Source organism: Paenibacillus sp. NPDC056722 (genome assembly GCF_042790635.1).
GTDB lineage: Bacteria > Bacillota > Bacilli > Paenibacillales > Paenibacillaceae > Paenibacillus_AQ > Paenibacillus_AQ agri.
Genome location: NZ_JBHTYV010000011.1, coordinates 13,380 through 35,405 on the forward strand (window position 1 = coordinate 13,380; position 22,026 = coordinate 35,405).

General features: G+C 43.0%; 24 protein-coding genes and 1 pseudogene. 7 read left to right on the top strand and 18 right to left on the bottom strand.

The window, feature by feature from the left end:
- The first annotated feature begins 78 nt into the window (after positions 1–78).
- Entirely contained in the window at positions 79–354 is a 276-nt protein-coding gene (locus ACFRAM_RS21960; protein WP_379468072.1) for a HesB/YadR/YfhF family protein, read from the top strand.
- 68 nt (positions 355–422) lie between these two features.
- Here ACFRAM_RS21960 and ACFRAM_RS21965 read toward each other — a convergent pair whose 3' ends face one another.
- The gene (locus ACFRAM_RS21965) at positions 423–662 is read right to left on the bottom strand and encodes a ferredoxin family protein (protein WP_379468074.1); all 240 of its coding nucleotides are present in this window, start codon (positions 660–662) and stop codon (positions 423–425) included.
- Between the two features lie 216 nt (positions 663–878).
- On the opposite strand from ACFRAM_RS21965, the gene ACFRAM_RS21970 reads away from it, so the two are divergent.
- Both ACFRAM_RS21970 and ACFRAM_RS21975 read left to right on the top strand, forming a co-directional pair.
- Positions 879–1,529 (top strand): helix-turn-helix transcriptional regulator, encoded by a 651-nt coding sequence (locus tag ACFRAM_RS21970; RefSeq protein WP_379468076.1) that lies wholly within the window; start codon positions 879–881, stop codon positions 1,527–1,529.
- 9 nt (positions 1,530–1,538) lie between these two features.
- The gene (locus ACFRAM_RS21975; RefSeq protein ID WP_066364815.1) at positions 1,539–1,793 is read left to right on the top strand and encodes a DUF1450 domain-containing protein; all 255 of its coding nucleotides are present in this window, start codon (positions 1,539–1,541) and stop codon (positions 1,791–1,793) included.
- A 128-nt stretch (positions 1,794–1,921) separates the two neighbouring features.
- Here the strand turns inward: ACFRAM_RS21975 and ACFRAM_RS21980 are convergent, their stop codons facing one another.
- The 3 genes and pseudogenes from ACFRAM_RS21980 to ACFRAM_RS21990 all read right to left on the bottom strand — a co-directional run.
- A complete protein-coding gene (locus tag ACFRAM_RS21980) occupies positions 1,922–2,278 on the bottom strand; it encodes a HesB/IscA family protein (protein ID WP_379468078.1) in 357 nt (118 codons plus the stop codon).
- 13 nt (positions 2,279–2,291) lie between these two features.
- Positions 2,292–3,257, bottom strand: coding sequence for an NAD(P)/FAD-dependent oxidoreductase (locus ACFRAM_RS21985; protein WP_379468311.1), 966 nt, complete (start codon positions 3,255–3,257; stop codon positions 2,292–2,294).
- A gap of 687 nt (positions 3,258–3,944) precedes the next feature.
- Positions 3,945–4,067, bottom strand: a pseudogene (locus ACFRAM_RS21990) (pentapeptide repeat-containing protein); the annotation flags it as partial.
- A gap of 323 nt (positions 4,068–4,390) precedes the next feature.
- Between ACFRAM_RS21990 and ACFRAM_RS21995 the strand changes: the two are divergent.
- Positions 4,391–4,489: a BBE domain-containing protein gene (locus ACFRAM_RS21995; protein ID WP_379468313.1), complete on the top strand. Its 99-nt coding sequence runs from the start codon at positions 4,391–4,393 to the stop codon at positions 4,487–4,489.
- Positions 4,490–4,732: 243 nt separating this feature from the next.
- Here the strand turns inward: ACFRAM_RS21995 and ACFRAM_RS22000 are convergent, their stop codons facing one another.
- The 4 genes from ACFRAM_RS22000 to ACFRAM_RS22015 form a co-directional block, all read right to left on the bottom strand.
- Positions 4,733–7,840: an MMPL family transporter gene (locus ACFRAM_RS22000; protein WP_379468080.1), complete on the bottom strand. Its 3,108-nt coding sequence runs from the start codon at positions 7,838–7,840 to the stop codon at positions 4,733–4,735.
- Positions 7,841–7,859: 19 nt separating this feature from the next.
- Positions 7,860–8,861: an NADP-dependent oxidoreductase gene (locus ACFRAM_RS22005; RefSeq protein WP_379468315.1), complete on the bottom strand. Its 1,002-nt coding sequence runs from the start codon at positions 8,859–8,861 to the stop codon at positions 7,860–7,862.
- Positions 8,862–9,089: 228 nt separating this feature from the next.
- Positions 9,090–9,416, bottom strand: coding sequence for an ArsR/SmtB family transcription factor (locus ACFRAM_RS22010; RefSeq protein ID WP_175372357.1), 327 nt, complete (start codon positions 9,414–9,416; stop codon positions 9,090–9,092).
- A gap of 698 nt (positions 9,417–10,114) precedes the next feature.
- On the bottom strand, positions 10,115–10,471 hold the full coding sequence (locus tag ACFRAM_RS22015; RefSeq protein ID WP_379468081.1) for a winged helix-turn-helix transcriptional regulator: 357 nt from the start codon (positions 10,469–10,471) through the stop codon (positions 10,115–10,117).
- Between the two features lie 171 nt (positions 10,472–10,642).
- On the opposite strand from ACFRAM_RS22015, the gene ACFRAM_RS22020 reads away from it, so the two are divergent.
- The 3 genes from ACFRAM_RS22020 (at position 10,643) to ACFRAM_RS22030 (ending at position 13,075) form a co-directional block, all read left to right on the top strand.
- Positions 10,643–11,647: an LLM class flavin-dependent oxidoreductase gene (locus tag ACFRAM_RS22020; protein WP_379468082.1), complete on the top strand. Its 1,005-nt coding sequence runs from the start codon at positions 10,643–10,645 to the stop codon at positions 11,645–11,647.
- A gap of 24 nt (positions 11,648–11,671) precedes the next feature.
- Positions 11,672–12,277 (top strand): NAD(P)H oxidoreductase, encoded by a 606-nt coding sequence (locus tag ACFRAM_RS22025; RefSeq protein ID WP_379468083.1) that lies wholly within the window; start codon positions 11,672–11,674, stop codon positions 12,275–12,277.
- Positions 12,278–12,427: 150 nt separating this feature from the next.
- A complete protein-coding gene (locus ACFRAM_RS22030) occupies positions 12,428–13,075 on the top strand; it encodes an SGNH/GDSL hydrolase family protein (RefSeq protein ID WP_379468085.1) in 648 nt (215 codons plus the stop codon).
- 101 nt (positions 13,076–13,176) lie between these two features.
- Here ACFRAM_RS22030 and ACFRAM_RS22035 read toward each other — a convergent pair whose 3' ends face one another.
- The 10 genes from ACFRAM_RS22035 to ACFRAM_RS22080 all read right to left on the bottom strand — a co-directional run bounded on the left by ACFRAM_RS22035 (position 13,177) and on the right by ACFRAM_RS22080 (position 22,020).
- Positions 13,177–13,656 carry a DUF6530 family protein gene (locus tag ACFRAM_RS22035; RefSeq protein WP_066364853.1) on the bottom strand — a complete coding sequence of 160 codons (480 nt, stop codon included), beginning with the start codon at positions 13,654–13,656 and terminating at the stop codon, positions 13,177–13,179.
- Positions 13,657–13,827: 171 nt separating this feature from the next.
- Complete coding sequence (locus tag ACFRAM_RS22040) at positions 13,828–14,187, bottom strand: GIY-YIG nuclease family protein (protein WP_379468087.1); 360 nt, start codon at positions 14,185–14,187, stop codon at positions 13,828–13,830.
- A 289-nt stretch (positions 14,188–14,476) separates the two neighbouring features.
- Positions 14,477–15,436, bottom strand: a complete 960-nt coding sequence (locus tag ACFRAM_RS22045) for a vWA domain-containing protein (RefSeq protein WP_379468089.1) — start codon at positions 15,434–15,436, stop codon at positions 14,477–14,479.
- 137 nt (positions 15,437–15,573) lie between these two features.
- Positions 15,574–16,701 carry an AAA family ATPase gene (locus ACFRAM_RS22050; protein ID WP_379468091.1) on the bottom strand — a complete coding sequence of 376 codons (1,128 nt, stop codon included), beginning with the start codon at positions 16,699–16,701 and terminating at the stop codon, positions 15,574–15,576.
- Positions 16,702–16,724: 23 nt separating this feature from the next.
- The gene (locus ACFRAM_RS22055) at positions 16,725–17,933 is read right to left on the bottom strand and encodes an MFS transporter (RefSeq protein ID WP_379468093.1); all 1,209 of its coding nucleotides are present in this window, start codon (positions 17,931–17,933) and stop codon (positions 16,725–16,727) included.
- Between the two features lie 2 nt (positions 17,934–17,935).
- Positions 17,936–18,415, bottom strand: coding sequence for a DUF6530 family protein (locus ACFRAM_RS22060; RefSeq protein ID WP_175372366.1), 480 nt, complete (start codon positions 18,413–18,415; stop codon positions 17,936–17,938).
- Positions 18,416–18,650: 235 nt separating this feature from the next.
- Entirely contained in the window at positions 18,651–19,778 is a 1,128-nt protein-coding gene (gene solA / locus ACFRAM_RS22065) for an N-methyl-L-tryptophan oxidase (RefSeq protein ID WP_379468096.1), read from the bottom strand.
- A gap of 50 nt (positions 19,779–19,828) precedes the next feature.
- Entirely contained in the window at positions 19,829–20,617 is a 789-nt protein-coding gene (locus ACFRAM_RS22070) for an IclR family transcriptional regulator (RefSeq protein ID WP_379468101.1), read from the bottom strand.
- A gap of 16 nt (positions 20,618–20,633) precedes the next feature.
- Positions 20,634–21,356 carry an amino acid ABC transporter ATP-binding protein gene (locus ACFRAM_RS22075; protein WP_379468103.1) on the bottom strand — a complete coding sequence of 241 codons (723 nt, stop codon included), beginning with the start codon at positions 21,354–21,356 and terminating at the stop codon, positions 20,634–20,636.
- Entirely contained in the window at positions 21,343–22,020 is a 678-nt protein-coding gene (locus ACFRAM_RS22080; protein ID WP_379468105.1) for an amino acid ABC transporter permease, read from the bottom strand. The genes ACFRAM_RS22075 and ACFRAM_RS22080 overlap by 14 nt, the downstream gene beginning before the upstream one ends.
- Between the last annotated feature and the right edge of the window lie 6 nt (positions 22,021–22,026).

Here is a 22,026-nt window from a genome sequence, read left to right on the forward strand (position 1 = left end):
CATCATAATTTATATACATATATATTTAATATATTTAAAAATACATGAGAGAAATAATACACAAGGAGGGGCCATTACATGAAGCTTACGGTTACAAAGGCGGCAGTGCGTTGCTTTACGACGGAATGGGATTTCCAACAAGGGGATTTTATACGGATTTTCGTACGGTATAGCGGGGGCGGAGAAGATGCCTTTGCTTTTGGAATTATGAAGGCAGACCCTCAAGAAATGAGTATCAGCTATGAGTCGGGTGGAATTACCTTTTTTATGGTTGACAATGATACTTGGTATTTGGACGGGAAGGAACTGGCCATTGATAGCATTAATGATGAAATTACGTTTATCCGGAACTGAATAGGAACAGCGATAAAAAAAGGCCGGGGCATCATGCTCCGGCCTTTTTTAGTATAACGACTACCCGTTTACTTGGTTCTGAAAAACTCCGCTGTCTTATCGATATATTTTAAATAGTGCTCTGGTAAATCTTCCTCATAGAAAACAGCACTCACCGGACACTCCACTTCGCACGCGCCGCAGTCAATACATACATCAGGATTAATGAAGAATTGGTCATCTCCTTCTACGATACAATCGACAGGACACACATTCACACAATCTGCCGCCTTTTCATTAATACACGCTTCTGTTATTACAAATGGCATCTAGCTCGCTCCTCCCTGCTTTTTTATGTAATGCTACATTAAGAATATACTCCCCTTTGAATACTTTTTCAATATATATGTATAATAAGTTTAATATGTACTGTTAGTCCTTCTCTACCCCAATCATGCTTAATTAGACATACTAAACAAATTAGCATATAATATTTTGGATATAGTATTTACAAGTACACACTACGTTACGGAAGGTGATCATAGATGACTACCCCAGATGTGATACAACAGCTTCCGACTAGGGAAATCATACTCCATCTTCTTAAAACCAAAGGAGACATGAGTACCAAGGATCTCACCGATGAGCTCGGAATAACCATTATGGCGGTTCGCAGGCATATACAATCACTTGAGCGTGATAATCTTATATCTTCAAGAATGCTCCGGCAAACATTAGGCAGGCCAACCACTGTGTACCATTTAACCGAACAAGCAGGTGGGTTCTTTCCCAAGAACTATCACACACTGACTGTTGAGCTGCTGACTGAACTGGAGGAGCATTTTGGACCAGAGGCCGTTGAGAAGCTTTTTGACAGCCGCAAGAATAAATTGATTGATAAATATGGCGAGACCATGAAGGAAAAAGATATCGCTGAACGCGTAGAGACATTAGCCCATATTCAAAATGAAAATGGCTATATGGTTGAGCTGGAGAAGGTCAGCGAGGATGAATTCTTGTTGACGGAACATAATTGCCCGATCGAACATGTTGCTACCAAATTCAAAAACGTCTGCCATTGTGAATTAAAAATGTTCCAGTCTTTGCTCGGCGATGCCGAAATTAAAAGATTGGAATGCTTGGGAGATGGCGGTCAACGTTGCACGTATTCTATTAAAAAGCAAAGCTTACAGTAGGTGAATATAATGTCATTAGGACTTGTTGTAGTTGAAGTATGCACCCGTAATTCCATCGCTGCGCTTCCCTTAGAGGATTTGGAGGAAGAATTTCCTGAAGTTGCAGTTATGAGAACGGATTGTTTGACGATGTGCAATATGTGCCGGGCTGTCCCCTATGTGATGGTCGGCAATAAAAGAGTGTACGCGAAGACACAAGATCAGTGCCTTGAACTAGCTAAGGAAGCTATTGCTGAAGAGATAAAGGCTTTCTGGGAAGCATAAGCAGCTATTTCTATCGGATACTTGAAAATAAAGAGTGGAAATTAATAAGTCCCCTTAGCAGTCTTTTTAGCTTAAGGGGACTTGTCTTTTATATAAATACCTCTGGCTTCACTCACAGGATGCCATCGTTAATCACACTTCTGACTTTTGCCTCTATAAGTCGCTGTTCTAAAACTTGCGCCACAGCCGCATGTCGTTCTGGCATTAGGATTATCAATCGTAAAACCGCCAACCATGCCTTGATTTGTATAATCAATCTTAATGCCTTCCAAAAATTCGATGCTCCGTTTATCCCATGCGACGTTAAAGCTCTCATATTGCAGTACTTCATCTTCATCACTCAATTCATCGTCTAGCTTAAGACTGTAAGACAATCCGCTGCATCCGCCATCCTCAATACCTACTCGGAGAAAAAGATTGGAGCCTTCATTCTCCTGGATCATCTGTTGAATAGCCAATTGCGCTTCTTCACTAACTTCGATCATCTTAATCACTCTCCTATAATTTTAAATTACTGCTATGGCCCGGCGATAATCTCGCGGTTGGATCAATGTATACTTTGGCATTATTGACAGCGGTAGGTGCTTCACCAAAGCCCACAGCGATCAACTTCACTTTTCCTGGATAAGTGGTAATATCCCCTGCAGCGAAAATCCCCGGTATGCTTGTTTCCATACGGGTGTCGACAACAATGGAGCCTTTCTGCACGTCCAACCCCCACTCGGCAATCGGTCCAATGGAGGACACAAAACCAAAGTTAACGATAAGGGCGTCGCATGAAATGGTTAGCGTTTCCCCTGTTTTGCTCAAGTGAACTGCAATCTCCTCAATTCGCTCTTCCCCATGCAATTCGGTAATGTCTGCTGAAGTGATAACATTGACCTTGGAGGCCATCAGCTTCGTTACACTATGTTCGTGCGCCCGAAACTTGTCTCGTCTATGTATAAGAGTGACCTCTTGGGCAATCGGCTCAAGCATCAGCGCCCAATCCACTGCCGAATCTCCACCTCCATTGATGATGACGTGCTTGTTAGCAAATTGCTGGAGATCCTTCACAAAATAATACAAGTTCGTGCCTTCATACCGCTCAGCATTCAACAAATCCAAACGACGCGGCTCGAACGCTCCAACGCCTGCAGTCACAATAACAGACATGCTATAGTGAGTGGATTTATCCGTAATAATCTCAAAATGGCGTTCATCCCTCTTGATAACTTGCTGCACCTTCTCTTCCAGACAGATCTCTACAGGGAACATACTCATCTGTTCCTCTAAGTTTTGTGTGAGCTGTGCTGCCGTTGTTTTAGGAAAACCAGCAATATCATATATAAATTTCTCTGGATAAAGTGCGATCGGCTGGCCCCCCAATTGAGGCATGCTATCAATGATTTTCACACTAGCTTGACGCATCCCTGCATAAAAAGCTGCGAACATCCCTGCCGGCCCTCCGCCAATGATTGTCATGTCTGTGGTTGTTTTGGCTTCTGCTTCTGCGGCTTGTGCGGCTTGTGCGGCTTGTGCCGGTTCTATGGTTGCTGCGACTTCTGCGGTTTCTGTGGCTTCTGAGATTTCTGTGATTTCTGAGGCCTCTGCGGCTTCTGAGATTTCTGCGATTTCTGAGGCCTCTGCGACTTCTGATAGTTCCGTTTTATCGTTTAACAAGTTGTTCTCCTCTTTCTTTTACGATATTCATGATACTTTTTATATTATAATATATAAAAAGTATAAATACTACATAGACTATTTAGACTTAGGTTCTTATAACTAGTCCCCACATAGGACATTTGCTATATTGAGGACTTGAAAGATGCTCCTGATGTAGATAATCGGGGATTAACTTTAAATATTTTTACTCATATTATGTGAACTTAAGATTTAAATATAAGACCCTACGACACTAACGGGGGCAAACCCCTGAGTGACGTTGAAGCCTTCTTTCGCTGTTGCTCTAGTCTTTTTAAAGACGATAAATGGCACTCTATTCGCAAATAAGAGCATTTTTGCACCTTATATTTCTCTTTTTGAGGATAATAAGGAAAATAAGAGCATTATTGTACCTTATTTTCCGAAAAATAAGCTATATGGCGCGAACCTGAAGAATTAAGGTACAAAAATGACCTTAATCTAATCCAAACCTCTATTTCATCCAAATTAAGGTACAAAAATGCCTTTATTTACGTTTTGGAGATTCATATGTTGTGGATATGCATCTTGGAGATTCACATTTTGGAGATATGCATCTTGGAGATACGCATATTGGAGATACGCATATTGGAGATATGTATCTTGCCATTAATATCTTGGAAATTTACATTTTGGAGATTTACGTTTTAGTAATTTGCATCTTGGAGATTCTATCGTACTTTTTTTAAAAAATAATCCCCTAACGTTCAAAGCACAGCACAGTGCCAGTAGCTAGCCGAAATGAAACTCAATAAGGGAACATTGAATCCAAGAAGGCGAATATTAAATTCAATAAGAACAAATTAAATCTAGTCCAAGAAGAGTAAGCAAAAACCCGCAATACACCTTGCAACATCAAGGTTTATGCGGGTTAAACTAAATACAGTCTGAATACAGTCAAGAATGATCGGCAGATCACTAAAGATACATGTAGGAACAATTACTGTATTTTGTCTGCGATTGAGCAAGAATACGACCCAACCAACTTTTTTCGTCATACTCATAAAATTTAACCACAGACATTGTACCGTCCTAATGAAGTAGGAGGGAGCAGCGAGCCCCCGTCCACACACTACTGTACATACGGTTCCGCATATGGCGGTTAGAGTAAATTTAGCTAGTTTTATTGATTTAGCTAGCTTTATTGGTTCAGCCAGTTATTATTGATCAGTCTTTTTATTAATCAGTCTTTTTATTGATCAGTCTTTTTATTGTTCAGTCTTTTTATTGATCAGTCTTTTTATTGATCAGTTTTTTTATTGATCAGTCTTTTTCTTAAAGAATGACGCTGTAGAAAGGCTAATAAACGCTGGTAAGAACAGAGGCAGAAGCAACACGGCCAGCAAAGCCAAAGCAATAATGACTGCTGTAGCCAACTGCACCAAGGTTAATACGCCTGATGGAATCATAGCGGCAAACGTACCTGAAAGAATAAGAACCGCCGAGAGGATTACCCCACCTGTATGCTTCATGGCTTCATAGATTGCTTGACGCGGATTTCGATCCTTGTACTCCAGATATCGCATGATCAGGAAGATACTATAATCTACTCCCAAAGCGATGATCATAATGAACGAGAAGAACGGAATCGTCCATGTCAGATCCTTATGACTTGTGAAAGTACCGAAGATCCATTCTGTTGCTGCCAATGCCGTAAGATACGCCAGTACCAACGAAATGATCGCCCCAAGTGGAATCCAAAAGGAGCGCGTGATAATCACCAAGAAGATGAATATTCCAATGAGCATAATCACTGCTGTCTTCGTAAAATCTCCCGTGGACATCGTATTAAGATCCTGGTTCTGCGAGGATATTCCCCCAATCCCGTATTCAGCCTTGGCAAATTTGGACTGCTGAAGCAATTGGTCAAATCTGTCCTGAATTTGCTTTACAGTCTCCATCGCATGCGAGGAGTAAGGATCGTCCTTCAGAAGAATAGTCCACTGGGCTTCATGTCTGTCTGAAGACATATACGTATCCAACGACTTGGTGAATGCTGCTCCCGTACGCACCTCTTCTGGAATAAAGAAGGTTTCGGAGGCGCCTGTTCGTACAACTTCGTTCAAGTAATTGGTTGTGCTCGTCAATCCATCAGAGATCTTCTGCAATCCGTTTACACTATCCCCTAGCCCATTTTTCAGCTGAGGAAGGTTGCTTGCTAAATTGCTCAGTCCTTTATTTAGCTCCAATTGTCCCTTTACGATGCTGCTCATTCCTTCTGCTAGAGCAGGCATCTTCGTTGTAACCTGTTTCTGACCCGCACTGCCTTGAGCAAGTCCATCCTGCAGTTTGGCAGCACCAGCCTCCAACTGTGTAGAGCCTTGTCTGATCTTATCCTGCCCAAGCTGAATTTGCTGCATGCCCTGCTGAACAGTAACCAATTGACCGTTCACGGCATTGAACTGTTGGTTTAACTGGTTCATCCCTTGGCTTAACTTAGCCAATTGTTCAATAAGCGCTGCCGACGTACTTTTCAATACTACAAAGTCAGAGCTGTTCTTTAATTCACTATTGGACGCTTCCAAGCGTCCTATCGTATCGTTCATACTTTTGGAAGCTGCTATGATGCTATCCAGTGACTTCTTGATATTGTCATACTGTGTGTAGAGTGTATTATATCCCTCTGTAATTTTGGGGAGACCTGAGCTTATCTTGGCTGTCGACTCATTCAGTTTTACTAAATTTCCATTCAGACTGTGTAAGCCCTGTTTCAATTCCCCTGCGCCAGCCGTCCCTTTGTCCAGCCCGGCAGAAATCTTGTTCAGTGCTGTAATAGATTGATTAATTCCCTCTTGTACCTTCTTAGTCCCAGTAACCAAATCATTTACTTTACTGAATTGATCCAACGGAACAGTTGCCAGCTTATCCACTGCTCCTGATAATCCATCCTTAATCGTGCCAATTCCATCATTCGCTTTTCCAATACCTTCACTTAGCGAGGCGGATTGGTCAGTGGTATATAGTTCTTTGATTTTTTCGCCATGAGGCCGGGTCGCGCTAAATACCTTATCTACACCATCAATAGAAGTTAATTGCTCGGTAACCCTGTCGATAAAGACCAAATTGTCTGAAGAATCGAGGCTCTCTCCTGCCTTCATGACCACCGTTGTAGGGGATGCTTGTCCCGCCGGAAAATGATCATAAACTATATTAATGCCTTTGACGGACGGGTATGAATCCTGGATCTCGTCCAGCGAGTTGTAGCTCAAATGCCCGGAGTAGAAAAGAGAGATGGGCACCGCAATCACGATCGTAATGAGAATCCCCCAAATGGGGCGTTTTACAGCAAATCCTGTGATACCAGAGATCAGCTTGTTTCCGTTATGTTCACCGGCCGCTTTGGAAGGCCAGAAGCTTAGACGACCGAGAAGTCCCATAAGGATCGGTACAATCGTGAACAAGGCCAAGAGCAGGATCCCCACTCCGATGCCGACTGCTGACGCGGATTTGAACAATTGGAATTCAGCCAGTCCCAAGCTGCTAAAACCGATCAGCACCGCCACTCCGCTATATAATACGGTCCGCCCAGCGGTTTTGTAGGTATGAATAATCGCTTCCAGTGTGGATTCCTGCCGGGACAACTCTTCTTTGAACCGCATAAATAGCAAAATGATATAATCTGTGCCAATCCCGAAAAGGACCAGGATCAAGAAAATTTGTGTAAATCCGGAGAATGGAAAATTGAGCTTGTCGACTAACTGAGTTACGATACCTAACGAGATTAGAAATGTTATTCCCACGGTAACAAGCGATATGATCGGGGTCACCGGTGAGCGGAAGATTAAGATCAAGACAACGATAATGAAAACGACCGCAACACCTTCTGTTTTCTTAACACCGGCTTGGGTGGTCTTGACGAAATCCTCCATAATCAGATCAGATCCGGTTAGATAATGCTCCACCTCTACTTGTTCCAATTTGTCCATCAGAAGATTTCTGATTTCTTCTTTCGAGCGGTCGCCTATATCTACTGTAACCACAGCAAGAGCTGTAGTTCCGTCTTTAGAGCGAAGCTGCTCTTTCATATCCTCATTGTCTGGGGACAAAATGGAACGAATGCCTAAGTCCGCTTTCTGCTGCTCCAGCGTTTGAATTCCTGACCCAATCTGATCCATCTGCTTTGTATTCAGCTTATCCTTACTATGAAAAACTGCGACGACCGACATTTCATTCGCATTCTCTGCTTTTCCACTCAACTCGTGAATCAACCGTTCCGCTTGCCTCGAAGAGTATCTCTCTGGAACACCGGCCTGACCTTTTTCACGAACAAGCTGCTCCATATCCGGCATAAAATGAATTAACAAGGCTGCAGCGACAATCCAAATCGCCACAATGGGCCATTTCCATTTCAATATCAGTTTCATTTAAAGTCTCCCTTTGTGATCACTTTATTTTGACGACAACTTTTCCTTTGGCACTTCCACCCTCCAGATATTTCAAGGCTTGCGCGGCATTTTTAAAATCAAACACCTTATCAATCACCGGCTTAATGTGGCCTTCTTCAATAAATTTCTTAATGATCTTTAATTGCGCACCGCTTGGTTTCATAAAAAGAAAATGATAACTACTCTGCGTTTTCTTCTCGAGCGCGGTAAGCTTATGACTGGCGATGGATAAAAGGGTCGTCTTCAACCAGCCTAGCTGCGCTTCTTTTCCAAATCTTGCGTTAGGCAGACCGGAGACGGAAACTATTTTCCCATGTGGCTTCAGAATCTGGAATGATTTCTCCAAGGCTTCGCCGCCCAAGGTGTCATACACAGCATCGTATCCTGTGAGCAGCTCTTCAAAATTCTCTTTCTTATAATTGATAATCTGATCGGCACCCATCAATTTAACCAATTCATATCCCTTATCACTGGCTGTGGTGGCGACAAAAGCACCCATTAATTTAGCTAGTTGGATGGCAAAGGTACCTACACCGCCTGCTCCAGCATGGATCAAGATTTTCTGCCCTTTTTGCAGCTTCAAAACATCATGAAAAGCTTGATACGTCGTAAGTCCGACCAGTGGTATAGAGGCTGCTTCTACAAAATTCAGGTTCCGCGGCTTTGGTGAAATATCGTCTTGGTGAACCGCAATATATTCAGCTAATGTCCCAATTCTGCCTTTGCGCGGTCTCCCGTACACCTCATCTCCGGGTTTATAGTCTTTCACTCGGCCGCCAACTTTAGTGATCACACCTGCAAAATCATTTCCCAAAATTAAAGGCATGTCATACTTGAGCAGGAATTTTGCTTTCCCCTCTTTTACTTTAAAGTCGATAGGATTCAGGCTGGCTGCGTGAATTTCAACCAGTACATCATCTTCTCCAATCTCAGGCATAGGTCTGTCTTTCATCAACAAAGGTACATCTTTACCGTATTTCTCAATCAACATAGCTTTCATTTCTATCACTCCCATTAAGATCATTAGTTTAAACAAACGAACGGATAGTACATCAAATATTGTTTTGGCAACGGCGTTTTGCTGTATGCTATATACGCTCCCCCCTAACTAACGGTCTACTGCTTTTTATATAAAAATGATCATGACTTTCCGTTATGTCATCAGTTTATGATCATTAGTTTAAACATATGGACCTATTATGCAAGAAAAACACACTTAAATCAATAACTAATTATTAAGGTGTGCGCACTGGGTTTCAATAGCCTCAATTAATGATTTGAGTTGCTCTAATGGTTTGCGGACAGTCAGGATATAGTGATTTTCGACACTCTTTTTCTCAAAGCTAACATAGCCAGACTGCTTCAACACCTTCAAATGATGGGAAACGGCAGGTCTGGACAAATTGATATGCTCCGCTATAGTGTTAACATTAAGCCCCATTTTATGCTGTGCAAGCAGTAAAATGATTGCCTGACGCTTCTCATCTGTCAGCACATCCAGCAAAGGAATACATTCTTTAAACTGTTCCACAATATGCTCAGTCTCCTGGCACATACCGCTCCCTCCCTTTCGTTTATCCGTTTAATTACATAAACATATTATAAACATCTCTTAGATAAAATCAAGCGCAAACTTGACGTGGAAAGACGCTCACTGTTACCTTCGGAGAATATAAAATAAAAAAGAGATAATAAATTTTTCATTTAAAAAAAGTCTTCACAACAGAAAAACCAAATAAAAATGGAATGAGAGAATACCCATTGTAATTAAATAACACATTATAAAATGGCACCACTGGTACTCCGAAATAAAAGATAAGGAACGGATAGATTGTTGCTATAAAACTTATTATAAGTACAACTAATTGAGATGAATTCACTGTAACCGATTTAGGGAAACCCTTATACAAAGCAAAATAAATACCAATTAAAATCGGAATTGTTCCCCAAGGCAACAAATTGTAGGACAGATTAAATGTGTGTTTATATTTAATATCAAAGTAAAGGAAAGATCTATTCGCTAAATAGAGCAGAAGAAGAAACCCTACAGTCCAGAAAAAAGAATATGAATAGCGTTTTAGCATCAGAACACCTCCGCATCCAAAACATACGAAACCATAAAATATGGGAAAATCATATCTATAATTTACCATAAATTCCGCTTGCCGTGAAATCAACTTTGGCGACCACGGTTTTAGTATCCACTGAGAGAAACATCAAACGCCCGTTTCCCAGGAAAACAGGCGTAACGATTCAATATTCCCATTGCTCAAGCAAATCTTTATTTCCATGGATATGTTCTAAATGATTCTCCCCCCACAAACAGAAGTGATCCAAGATCGTCTTCAAACTCAAGCCGTATTCAGTAAGCTCGTATTCTACCCGAAGCGGAATTTCGTTGTACATATGACGATTAATCACTTTGTCCCGTTCCAATTCCCGCAGCTGTTTGGTTAGCATTCTTTGCGTGATTTCAGGCATTAAACTCCGTAATTCATTCGTCCGTTTCTTCCCATTGGTTAAATGATACAGGATAACCCCCTTCCACTTCCCCCCAATTACTTCCAGAGTAACCTCCACGCCAATCATATATTTCTTTTGCTTATTCATATCTAAATCCTCCTAATTTGCATCAAAATTAAATAATAATTAAAGGTTCAAAAAGCCTATAGATACCTTTTATGTTCCTATAGAACAATATAGTGCCTACTTCCTATTTTAACATCCATACTACATAATAGCATTCAGACAAGGATTAACAAATAGAAAGGAGGGCACAACTTGATTCAATTAAGTATTCTTGATCAATCGCCCGTTGCTGAACAACAAACACAAGCAGAGGCCTTGCAAAATACAATCAAGCTTGCCCAAGAAGCTGACAAACTTGGCTATACCCGATTCTGGGTATCTGAGCATCATAATACACCCAGCCTGACCGGTTCTTCTCCTGAAGTTCTCGTTTCCCACCTGGCGGCCAAGACAGAGCGGATTAGAATCGGCTCCGGCGGAATTATGCTGCCTCACTATAGCGCTTATAAAGTGGCAGAAAATTTCAATGTACTGGAAGCACTTGCTCCAGGAAGAATTGATATGGGTATCGGCAGAGCACCTGGAGGGGCACCACTATCTACGCTCGCATTGCAAGACGGCCAAGCTCGAAATAACAGCCGATTCCCCGTGCAAGTGGACGAATTACTGGCTTATACGCATGGAGAGCTGCCGGAAGGGCATCGACTCCAGGGATTACATGCCACGCCGAGATTAACAAGCCATCCGCACATTTGGATGCTAGGCTCAAGTAGCTATACTGCCAAACTTGCCGCTGAAAAAGGCCTCCCCTTTTCTTTCGCACATTTTATTAATGCTTATGACGGAAAAGCTGCGGTCAAATACTATATGGATCATTTTAGGCCCTCTCTTTATTACCCAAAGCCGAAAGTCGTCGTAAGCATACAAGCCGTGACAGCAGCGACCGATGAACAGGCAGAAGAGATTGCCCAAAGTACAGATTGGGCGGTGATCCTGATCGAATCGGGTGTGGCTCTTCAAGGTATTCCAAGTGTAGCCACTGCGAGTCAATTACCCAAGGAGCCTGGCCTTCTGGAGCGAATCCGGGAGAATAGAAATCGAATTCTGGTAGGCTCCCCAGCAACGGTCAAAGCACAACTCGAAGAACTGCAAGCCACCTATTCCGTAGACGAATTTATGCTTGTATCTTTGACGCCTGATTACGAACAAAAAATCGAAGGTTACCGGTTACTGGCTGAGGCCTTTAATCTCAACTAACTTACAAAATGGAGGAATTATATAATGAAGGTACTAGTGGTAGTAACGCATCCAAGACAAGATTCATTAACGGGAAGTGTTACGAAACAATTAATAAAGGGACTAACGGAAGCAGGGCATGAATACGAAATTGCGGATTTGTATGCCGAGGGCTTTGACCCTCTCCTTCATCCAGCAGATGAGCCGGTCTGGGACAATCCGAATAAAATATATTCGGAAGAAGTAATGCGGGAAATGAAGCGCGTCCGAAACAATGATGCCATTCTATTCGTCTTCCCATTGTGGTGGTTTGGCGTACCTGCCATGCTGAAGGGCTATATCGACCGGGTATGGAATAATGGATTTGCCTACGGACAGGATAGTGTTACAGGCGAAAGGTACCGTTTACCGGTAGAAAAAATAGGTTGGGTGTCATTAGTTGGAGGAACACAGCCGCATTTCGAGAAACACGGACATAATGTTGCAATAAATAGAGAATTGACCTACTTGGTGGATTACGTTGGAGTTAAAGAAGCAGCTGTTCACTACTTGTATGAGACCATTGAGAAATTCCCTGACGATTCCGAAAAAGAGAAAAGACATTACGACGCTATCTTAAATGAAGCTTATCGTATTGGCCAACAATTTTAACATGCTAAGTCCGTTAGAGTATTTCCTCTAACGGGCTATTTGTTTATCATTATGGCACCTCCAAGCTCCTCATTATTATAGAGACAAGTAGTTAATGTCGTTATATACTACAGATTAAGATGCGAATACCTATTATTTTTGGAGGAATGGATGATGACAACGATACTGTTCCAAGGCGATTCCATTACAGACGGATCAAGAGGCCGCAGTGATGATCCGAATCATATTTTGGGACATAGCTACGTGTATCTGATTGGTTCTAAGCTTGGTTATGATCTGGCTGAGAAACAGCCTTTAATTATCAATCGTGGAATCAGCGGCAACCGTGTTTCGGATTTATATGCTCGCTGGAATGAGGATGCCATAGCACTACAGCCTGATGTGATTAGCATTTTAATTGGGGCCAATGATGCTTGGAGATCGATGGATGGTGAACCTAGTGGAGTCACGGACCGTTTTGGTCGCGCTTACAAGATCCTTCTTGAAGAAACCAGAGACGTGCTCCCGGACACCAAATTAATTTTGCTAGAACCATTTATATTAAAAACAGGTGCAACAGAAGATCGTTGGGATCAATGGCAAGAGCGAATCCAGCTGTATCAAAAGATAACAAAGGAATTAGCAGCAGAGTTCGGTGCAATATTTGTGCCTTTGCAAGCTGCATTTAATGACGCATGCCGGCGCGCTGAAGCTGATTATTGGATTTGGGATGGCGTCCATCCAACGAGTGCCGGTCAGCAGATCATTGCAGAGCAATGGCTATCTACCGTTCAGAAGAGCAAATTAGCTCTCCTCTAATCGATGAAAATAATGAAGACCCGAAGATTACTCTTCGGGTCTTCATTACCTCATGGAGTCAGGACTCCATGATTTCCGATATACGGTGGGCAGGGGATATTTTAATATCCCATATCCTTTAATATTTTGGATAACGTACTCAGACGCTCGCCGATCATCTCATCGTCATCACTTAGCGCTTGACTGAACAGCTTAATATCTTCATTAATTCGTTCATTGTCCGTACATACCGATACCGTCATGGCATCCCCTTGCAGGCCAACCCGGTCAATCACGGGCTGCTCTGGGTCATACAAATTCTCATACCGATAGGCTTCACGAAAATGTTCCAAAGACCGGCAGATCAGAATGGACAAATCAAGAACGCGGTGCAGCGGCAGTTCTTCCGATTGTCTGGACCATTTTTCGCCGGTATATCTCCATACCTTAGCCGAAATATCGACCTTTCCTCTATCGTTCCACTGGGCCAGTCCCAGGGAAAGACCTTTCGCGTCCGTGTTACCCGCCATCCGGCCGTCAACCTTCTCATAATTCTCCGATACGACAACAGGTTTATGTTTTAACGTTGTAGGTATTTTCATTGTTTCCCTTCTTTCCTTTTACCATTTTACTAATTTACTAAACGACGGTTTCATCTTATCTTGGTTTTCATCGTTAGTCAAATCCGTCTTTGGACCAGTTTCAATGGCATCACAAAACCCGCCAATTGTTCCATTGACGGGCTTCTAACCTCATTATATCTATGAATTTATTTACTCCTTTGGAGGCTTATTGTACCCCTTGTCTCCATAGGGCTGTAGCTTCTCTAGCCACGGCTTCAAGATTTGCTTCTGTTCCCAGCGTATATCAGTGATCTGATCGGTTTGCTTCTGCTGCAGCACCTCATACGTGAACGCATCCGCTCCGAATTCTTTCCAATCCTTTTGCAACTGGGCATTTGCGAATCGCCCTTGATCCAGCTGCATCTGCAGAGTAAACCATTTGTTTTTCAAGTTGGGGTAGCTGTCGATGAAGATTTTGCCGTTGACGTTGTTTTTGATTTGGGCGACACCCATATAAATCTTAATTTGCTTGTACTCCTCAAGCAGTTCCTTACGCTTTTTCATATCCATATCTTTCTCTCCTTATCTTAGCTTTATAAATTGAACTTAAAAACTTTAGATGGGTAAATACGTCATTTCGAAAATGTTTGGACTTTCGGCCGCTGTTGTCTCCAGATTTCTTTCAATTATACCGCTACTTGCGGTTGAAATCTGCGTACAGCCTATGCTTCCGATGCGAGCTTTCCTGCGGAAAGCTTTCAGGCGGTCGCTACCGCTCCTACAGTTCCAAACCTTTCCTACACTCCTACGCCCCTTTTTTATTTTTCAGTTCAATCTATATAATCAATATTCATCGAACTTACAAATACCGGGCAATAATCCGCACCAGCTTCGCAGGAAACTCGCGTAAATTCGTAATATCCAAAAATCTTTCATTGCCATAAATCTCACTAATGACATCCTTGTCTTGACCGATAGCGGCTGCAAGGAAGGTAATGCCTTTCCGTTCATATTCCTCTATCGTTTGCTGCATGTCTGTAATGGCATACCTCCCAGTATAATTGTCCATTGCTTTGGGCTGTCCATCACTGATACTAATTAACAGCTTGGTCTGCTCTGGCGAAACGACTAACCGTTCCCCCATAATTCGAAGGGCCATTCCATCACGATTATTGCTTCGAGCCTGAATCTTCATCAGCCTGTATCGATCATTACTATCTGGTTTATCAAAGTCCGCATAAGCAAAGATCGACATTTGTTCTAACCTGGAAACATCCGCAGTATCGCCATAGATTAATACGGGTATATTGCATATTTGGCAAAATTCATAGACCGCGATTACTGCTCGCTTGGCTGCTTCGAGTCTTCCGAACGCTGCCATCGATGCGGATTCGTCCACCCTTAGAGCAACCACTAGGGAAGGGGATTCCGTTGGAGGACGTTTTTTGGAAAAATACCTGTAATCCTTATACGCCACACTGTCTGCTTGAAACTTACTACCATAGTAACGGTACCGCTCAAATTCGGAAGATGTCTCATGTTCCAGGAGCGGAAGGGTCTTGCGGGCAATTTCCTGGACAATCGGCATAAGCTCCTTGCTTAGAGTGGCATATTCCGCTTTGAGTTTCTGATCGTAATCGGGACGATGAACAATAAGCTTAACCCGCTCATGAATGGAATCTGACAACATCGCTCTTGCGGTCTGATTGAGTTTTTTACGGAATTTGCGCTCTTTTTGTTTCTCCTCTTCAGACATCGGTTCGGGGTTCGCCTGATGGTATTGCGGAGAGCCATTTTCTCCGGTATCCGTACTTCTCATGTCAGTTGAATCATCGGATACATGGGAAGAGTTCTCTTCACTATCCGCAGATTTCTTGAGTGCGATTCCCTCTTCGTCTGCCCCGCTGTCATTGTCAACCTCAGTGTCGTCGCCTGTATCTCCCCATAGCTTGATCTCTATTGCTGCGTCATCGCTAGATTTTCGTTTTTTTTTACTTCACCCGTGGTAACAGTGTCTAAGCTTGTGAGTAGACCATGTTTTTCGAGCGCTTCTTCCAAAATCTTTATTTCCTCTGCATCGGTAGTTATTTTGTAGATAACCTTATGATATAGCGATTCTTTGGCCGAAGCGCCTTCTGCAACCGCATCTGCCCAGTAAAAGAAGGAACGCATTCCAGCTACACCTTTGATGGCATTGGTCCGGGCTGTAGTATCCAAAATGATAATCGTATCTGCTAATACGCTGAGTACCCGGTCATCTTGATAACCAGTTTTGACTTTTGCCCGTTCCACCATGACTTCTTTCGTTGGCAGATTCATTTTCTCCGAGTGCTGGACTCTGTCCCGCAGCGCTTCATTGAGCGGTCTCGCCCCAGCATAACTACGATTGGTGGTAATGACCGCGATAAAGTCTGGATGTCTGTGAATGATTTCAGTGGGAAGATTAATACTTCCGTCCAGTTCTAAAGCAGAGTTGAGCGCCATGAGTACGGCTGCATCACGAATGACGTTTGGTTCCTGTATTTCTAGAAGATAGCCTTGCTGATAAGCCCTAACGATCTCTGAAGGGTAAAAACGGTACTCAACAGTTTCCCCTTCACTGTGTTCCGCAGCTATCTTCAGCAATTGCTTCATCTTTAAGCCTGCTTGCTCCTGGGTAATCTCCAATGCATTCATCAAAATTTCAGTAGCACTTTGAAACCCGTCGCTTTCATACAGAGCTTTCAGGACAGTTTGCTCTACAGGCTCCAGTTTCTCTAATTGTTCAGAAGAAATCACCGGTAATATCGCCCCAATGATATCCGATTTATCCATGTCCGCAAAACAGGTCACCTTTGTATAGGGTAGCCCAAAATTAGCGGATAACGCTTTGGCTAATTGGGTTTTGCCAGAGCCGGCATCACCTTCTAATAGAATATTGGCGATTTTCATTTCACCGCGATTCCAGTTCCGTTTCACTTCGTTACTGATACGCTGTTCCTCTTCGCCGGGCTTATGAGACATGGGCTTTTGCCATACCAGCTTTTTTTCCGCATCTGTCAATGATCTCTCAGGTGACAAATAATATTCCTCATGTTCTTGCATTGTTTATCTCTCCTTCTTGCCCGTCATGCTGTCGGGCCTGCTTCGGCTTTACTGCTCTTCTTAACAACAATAGGGAGCAGCAACAGCGCACCGAGCATCGCAAACATACCACTCACCGCAAATACTCCTATTAAGGAAAATGCATCCTTGAGATAACCAGAGATGAACATTCCAACGACCATCATCCCCATAAAAATCGGCATAATCGTTCCGGATACCCGGCCAATGAATGCTCCCTCTGTGTTCCGCACAAGAAGCGTCTGAATTCCGCCTTGGATACAAGGGTAGAACAGACCGCTGATTACGAGCAGAGCAATGGTCAGCCAAATTTGCTTGGACGCGCCCATTCCCACCGTACAGACGGCATTGACAAGCAGGCCGACTAAAAGCAATGTCTGTGGCTTAAACTTCTTGGCTATCGCAATAATAGCGGCTCCGCCTACCATCATCGCTGCCCCATTGGCCATCACGAGCCATTGCAGAAATTGTCTATCCCGTCCCAAATTCTCGATGACCAGGAAGATTTGCAGGGGCTGAGTCAATCCGGAAGCCAAACCGACTGCCGAGAACGTCATACTCAGTGTTCTTAAAGATTTATTGTCCCTGATATAGCGCAGTCCAGCCGTTAACTCCTTGATGAAGCCACCGTTATTCTCTGACTTCGGTTCCGCCTCATCACGCGGAAGGGTCGATAATATGAAGGAAGAGCCCAGGAACATCACTGCCGTCAAAATCAGAGACACGTTAATCCCAAACTTAATAAAAATAAATGTACCGATGACTGGTCCAAGCACCGTAAAGACAGCGACCAACGTTTGAGACATTGCCATCACGCCCTGCAGTTGTTCAGCAGGCACATGTCGCTTGTACAGTTTCATCGCCGAAGGCTGAGAAAATTGCGACAAGCTGGCAGAAACAAAAGACCCGATCAGAAGGGCAACCCATCCGCCGTTTATGACCGCAAGCAGCACAGCCCCAACGGACAAACCAGACAACAAGTCACTCCAGACCATCGTTCTCTTCGGCCGCCACCTGTCGGCAAAGGTTCCGCCAATCAGGCCAAATATAAAGATCGGTGCAAATTCTGCAACCGAAATCAATGATATATCCACCGGATTATTATGCGTCAGTTCGGAAACATACAGCAGGATGGCATAATTACGGATCCATATCCCCAGCTGCAGCAGCACCCGGGAGAGGATAATTGTTCGAACATAGCGATTCGCAAACATTTTTAATACCCCATATCTTCTAAAATTTTCGATAGCGCACTCAGACGCTCGCTGATCATTTCATCATCATCACTCAGTGCCTGACTGAACAGCTGAATATCTTTATTAATCTTTTCATTGGCCACATCGACCGCCACGGTCATAGCATCACCTTGCAGGGCAATACGATCGAGAACCGGCTGCTTCGGATCATATAAATGCTCATAGCGATAAGCTTCTTGAAAATGGGCCAAGGTCCGGCAGATCAAAATGGACAAATCCAGAACACGATGGAGAGGCAGTTCTTCCGATTGTCTTGACCACTTTTCTCCCGTGTATCTCCATACTTTAGCCGAAATATCGACCTTTCCCCGATCGTTCCACTGCGCCAATCCCAGGGAAAGGCCCTGCGCGTCTGTGTTTCTGGCCAATCGGCCGTCAACCTTCTCATAATTCTCCACTACAACTACAGGTTTATGCTTTAACGTTGTAGGAATTTTCATCTTGCTCCCTCTTCTCATTTACTAATTTACTAAATTACTAATTTACTGCTCAATAATATCTTGAACTTTTTTGTTCGTCAAGCCGCTTTTTAAAAATTTGGAAATCACTCCTTAGCGGAATTTGTAGCACAAAAACAAAAAAAGGTGACTTCTGATTCATTCAGAAGTCACCTTTTCACTACTTGCTCTAGTGATATTTAGCATTATATTGATGATGTTAGCCTACACGAAACTTTTAAAATCGCTTGAGTGAAAAATGAGAGAGATCTACGTCATTCTTCCCTGAAATAATCAGGTTGCTCAAGGCTTGTCCAACTGCACTGCTAAATTTGAATCCATGTCCTGAAAACCCTGCTGCAATCGCAATGTTAGGATACTTTGGATGTAAATCGATAATAAATTTTTCATCAGGAATCATCGGATACATGCAAATTTTCCCATACTTCATTTGCTGAATTTCAGGAAGATATCCATTCAAAAAATCTCTCAAATCTTCCTTATCGCCTGCTACTTCACCAAACTCTTGCATCGATTCATCCGGATTTATTTCATCTCCGCCATCATGTCGTCCTACCTTTAAGCCGCAGCCATCCGTACTTGGAAAACCGTAATAGATACCTTCTGGAGTCTCAAAGTTAAAGGCTGGAAACTGCTCATGATTATAACTATTTTCATCAGCATCAAACCAAGCAAAAGTCTTTCTTACGGCTGTAAGAGGAAGATCCAAATCGAGCATCGTCGAGAGTAGCTCCCCTGACCATGAACCTGCGGAGACAACCAACGCATCGGAGTAAAAGGTCTCTTCGTCCGTTTTAATAATTACTCTGTCATCTAGAACGGAAATATCTTGTACTCTACTATTGGTGAGAATTGTAGCACCGTGGGATTCGGCAAGCTCTTTATAAGCTTGGATACATTCCTCACTTTTCAGTATTCCCGACGCAGGTTCAAAACACCCAATATAATCGTCAGGTAAAGTGATCCCAGGCCAACGCTGATGAACTTCGTTAGAATCCATAATATCGAGTGGCAACGAATATTTTTCAGCACTAGAGATAATATTTCGCGTAAAATCGGATCCTTCCTCACCTACATTGAGGACCCCTGTTTGAAGAAACAATTGCTTTCCAGTAGCCTGTTCTAGATCAGTCCATAATTGTTGTGCTCTAAGAACAAATGGAACATATTCCTCACCCTCGGCATAAGCATGCCTGATAATTCTAGTTTCCCCGTGATGGCTACCTTTGTTATGTGGTGGGTTAAAGGAGTCTAGTAATAAGGTTTTCTTGCCACTCTTGGCTAAAAAATAACCTGCGGCCATTCCCATTGAACCTGCACCAATGATGATTACATCAAATTTCATACCCTTTAACCTCCATGCCAAAACTTAAATATTTGAATATCAATCTTCTGTCAAATTGGTTTTGGTGTCAAGGAATGACCGAGGGACGCTGAAATTGTAGCAGCTGCTTTTCTAACGGCTGACCCATATTGTATGCAAAAATCAGGTGTGAAATCCTGCGTAAAACCTAGAACGGTAAGGCTCCCTATCACCCTTCCAAAGCGGTCGAATATGGGAGCTGCAACCGCACTGACACCTTGGTCCAGTTCTTGGTGTGATTCCGAATATCCCATGCGACGGGTGATCACAAGGTCATTTAATAACTTCTGGCGATTCGCAGTTTCATGTTCAGAAGATGGCTTCGACGCAGAAGAATCCATATATCTTTCCAGCTCTTCTTGGTCAAGAAAAGCAAGAATCGCCTTCCCCGATGATCCCTTATTAATCGGACTCAAACGTCCGATCAAATGCGTGACATGGACAGCTGCAGGACTATCCACTTTGTCCAGACACTTCACCTGACGATTAGAAATAATGGATAAGGTAACCGTTTCTCTCACTTCATGAGCCAGACGTTCTAATTCGGCACGTGCAATCCGCTGGAAGTTCAATCTCCCGGACAGACGGTCCATGATGAATTGAAATATTTCCACACGCACTTCATACTTTCCATCAGGCAACTGGGAAACGAATCCCCGCCGTTGCAGCGTACGAAGAATACGGAAGGTGGTTGATTTATTGAAGCCGGAGGCAGTTGCGAGTTCAGCAACTCCCCATCCTCCATCCCGTTCAACCAGTCTCATAAGAACTTCTAATCCCTTATCCAGTGTTTGCAGTTGGTCTGTATCATTTCCTGACATAAAATTCTCCTTATCATTACAAAACTTTCGATAGGAATTCTATTGTTCTTTGATGTTTAGGATTAGAAAATACTTCCTCTGGCGTACCTTCTTCTAAAATGGCCCCTTTATCCATAAATAGAATCCGGTCGCCAACTTCTCGGGCAAAGCCCATCTCATGGGTGACAATCACCATTGTCATCCCTTCTTTAATCAAATTTTTAATGACATCGAGCACTTCCCCCACCATTTCAGGATCTAGCGCAGATGTAGGTTCATCAAATAGCAAGACTTCCGGCTCCATTGCCAAGGCTCTGGCTATAGCAATCCGCTGTTTTTGCCCCCCTGAGAGAGAAGCCGGGTAATCCTTTTCCTTACTGGACAAACCCACCCGGCTTAACAGCTCTAATCCGCGTTTATAAATATCCTGTTGAGACATCCGCTTAACATGAATAGGTGCAAGCATAATATTATTGATGACGTTATTGTGGGGGAAGAGGTTAAACTGCTGGAATACCATGCCCATTCTCTGCCTGATCTTATTGATATCTGCCTTTTTATCCGTAATATCCTGACCATCGAAAATAATCGATCCAGAGGTGGGGGCTTCCAGCAGATTCAAGCATCTCAGCAAAGTTGATTTACCCGAACCGGAGGGACCAATAATAACCGTTACTTCCCCTTTTTTAAAATGTTGATTGATGCCCGATAATACTGGAGTCTTGCCAAAGTTTTTATACAGGTCTTTAACGTGTATCACTGCTCTTAAACCTCCTTTCGATCCAGCTCATCAACCTACCCAACGAGAACGTTAGGATAAGATAAAACACGGCCGAAATGATTAACGGTTCAAGAGCAAGATAGGTGGCGCCTTGCACAATCTTGGCTGCTAATGTCAATTCTCCAACGCCAATTACAGAGGCCATTGAAGAAGCCTTTATGATATTCACAAACTCATTCCCTATAGCTGGTAAAATGTTTTTGATTGCCTGTGGCATAATGACAAGTCTCATAGCCAAGCTACGAGACATGCCCAAGCTTCTTGCCGCTTCCATTTGCCCTTTATCCACAGCCTCGATACCTGCTCTTACAATCTCAGCTATAAATGCGCTGGCATTTAAGGTAATGGCAATAACCGCCGACTGAAATGCTGAGATATCGATACCCAGCAGCATTTTACCACCCGAAAAAACAAGCAATATCTGTAATAGCAATGGAGTTCCCCGCATCAGCTCGATAAAAACCACAGCAAACGCGCTTATAGGTCTAAATCTCCCGATGCCGGATTTGGAAGCTTTCATAAAATAGATGATAAAGCCTAAAACCGTGGCTAAAATAACGGTTGCTATTGATAAGCCTATGGTGACTTTCAAACCTTCAAGAAATTTAGGAATATAGCGGTCTAGAGAACTAAAATCAAGCAATGATAT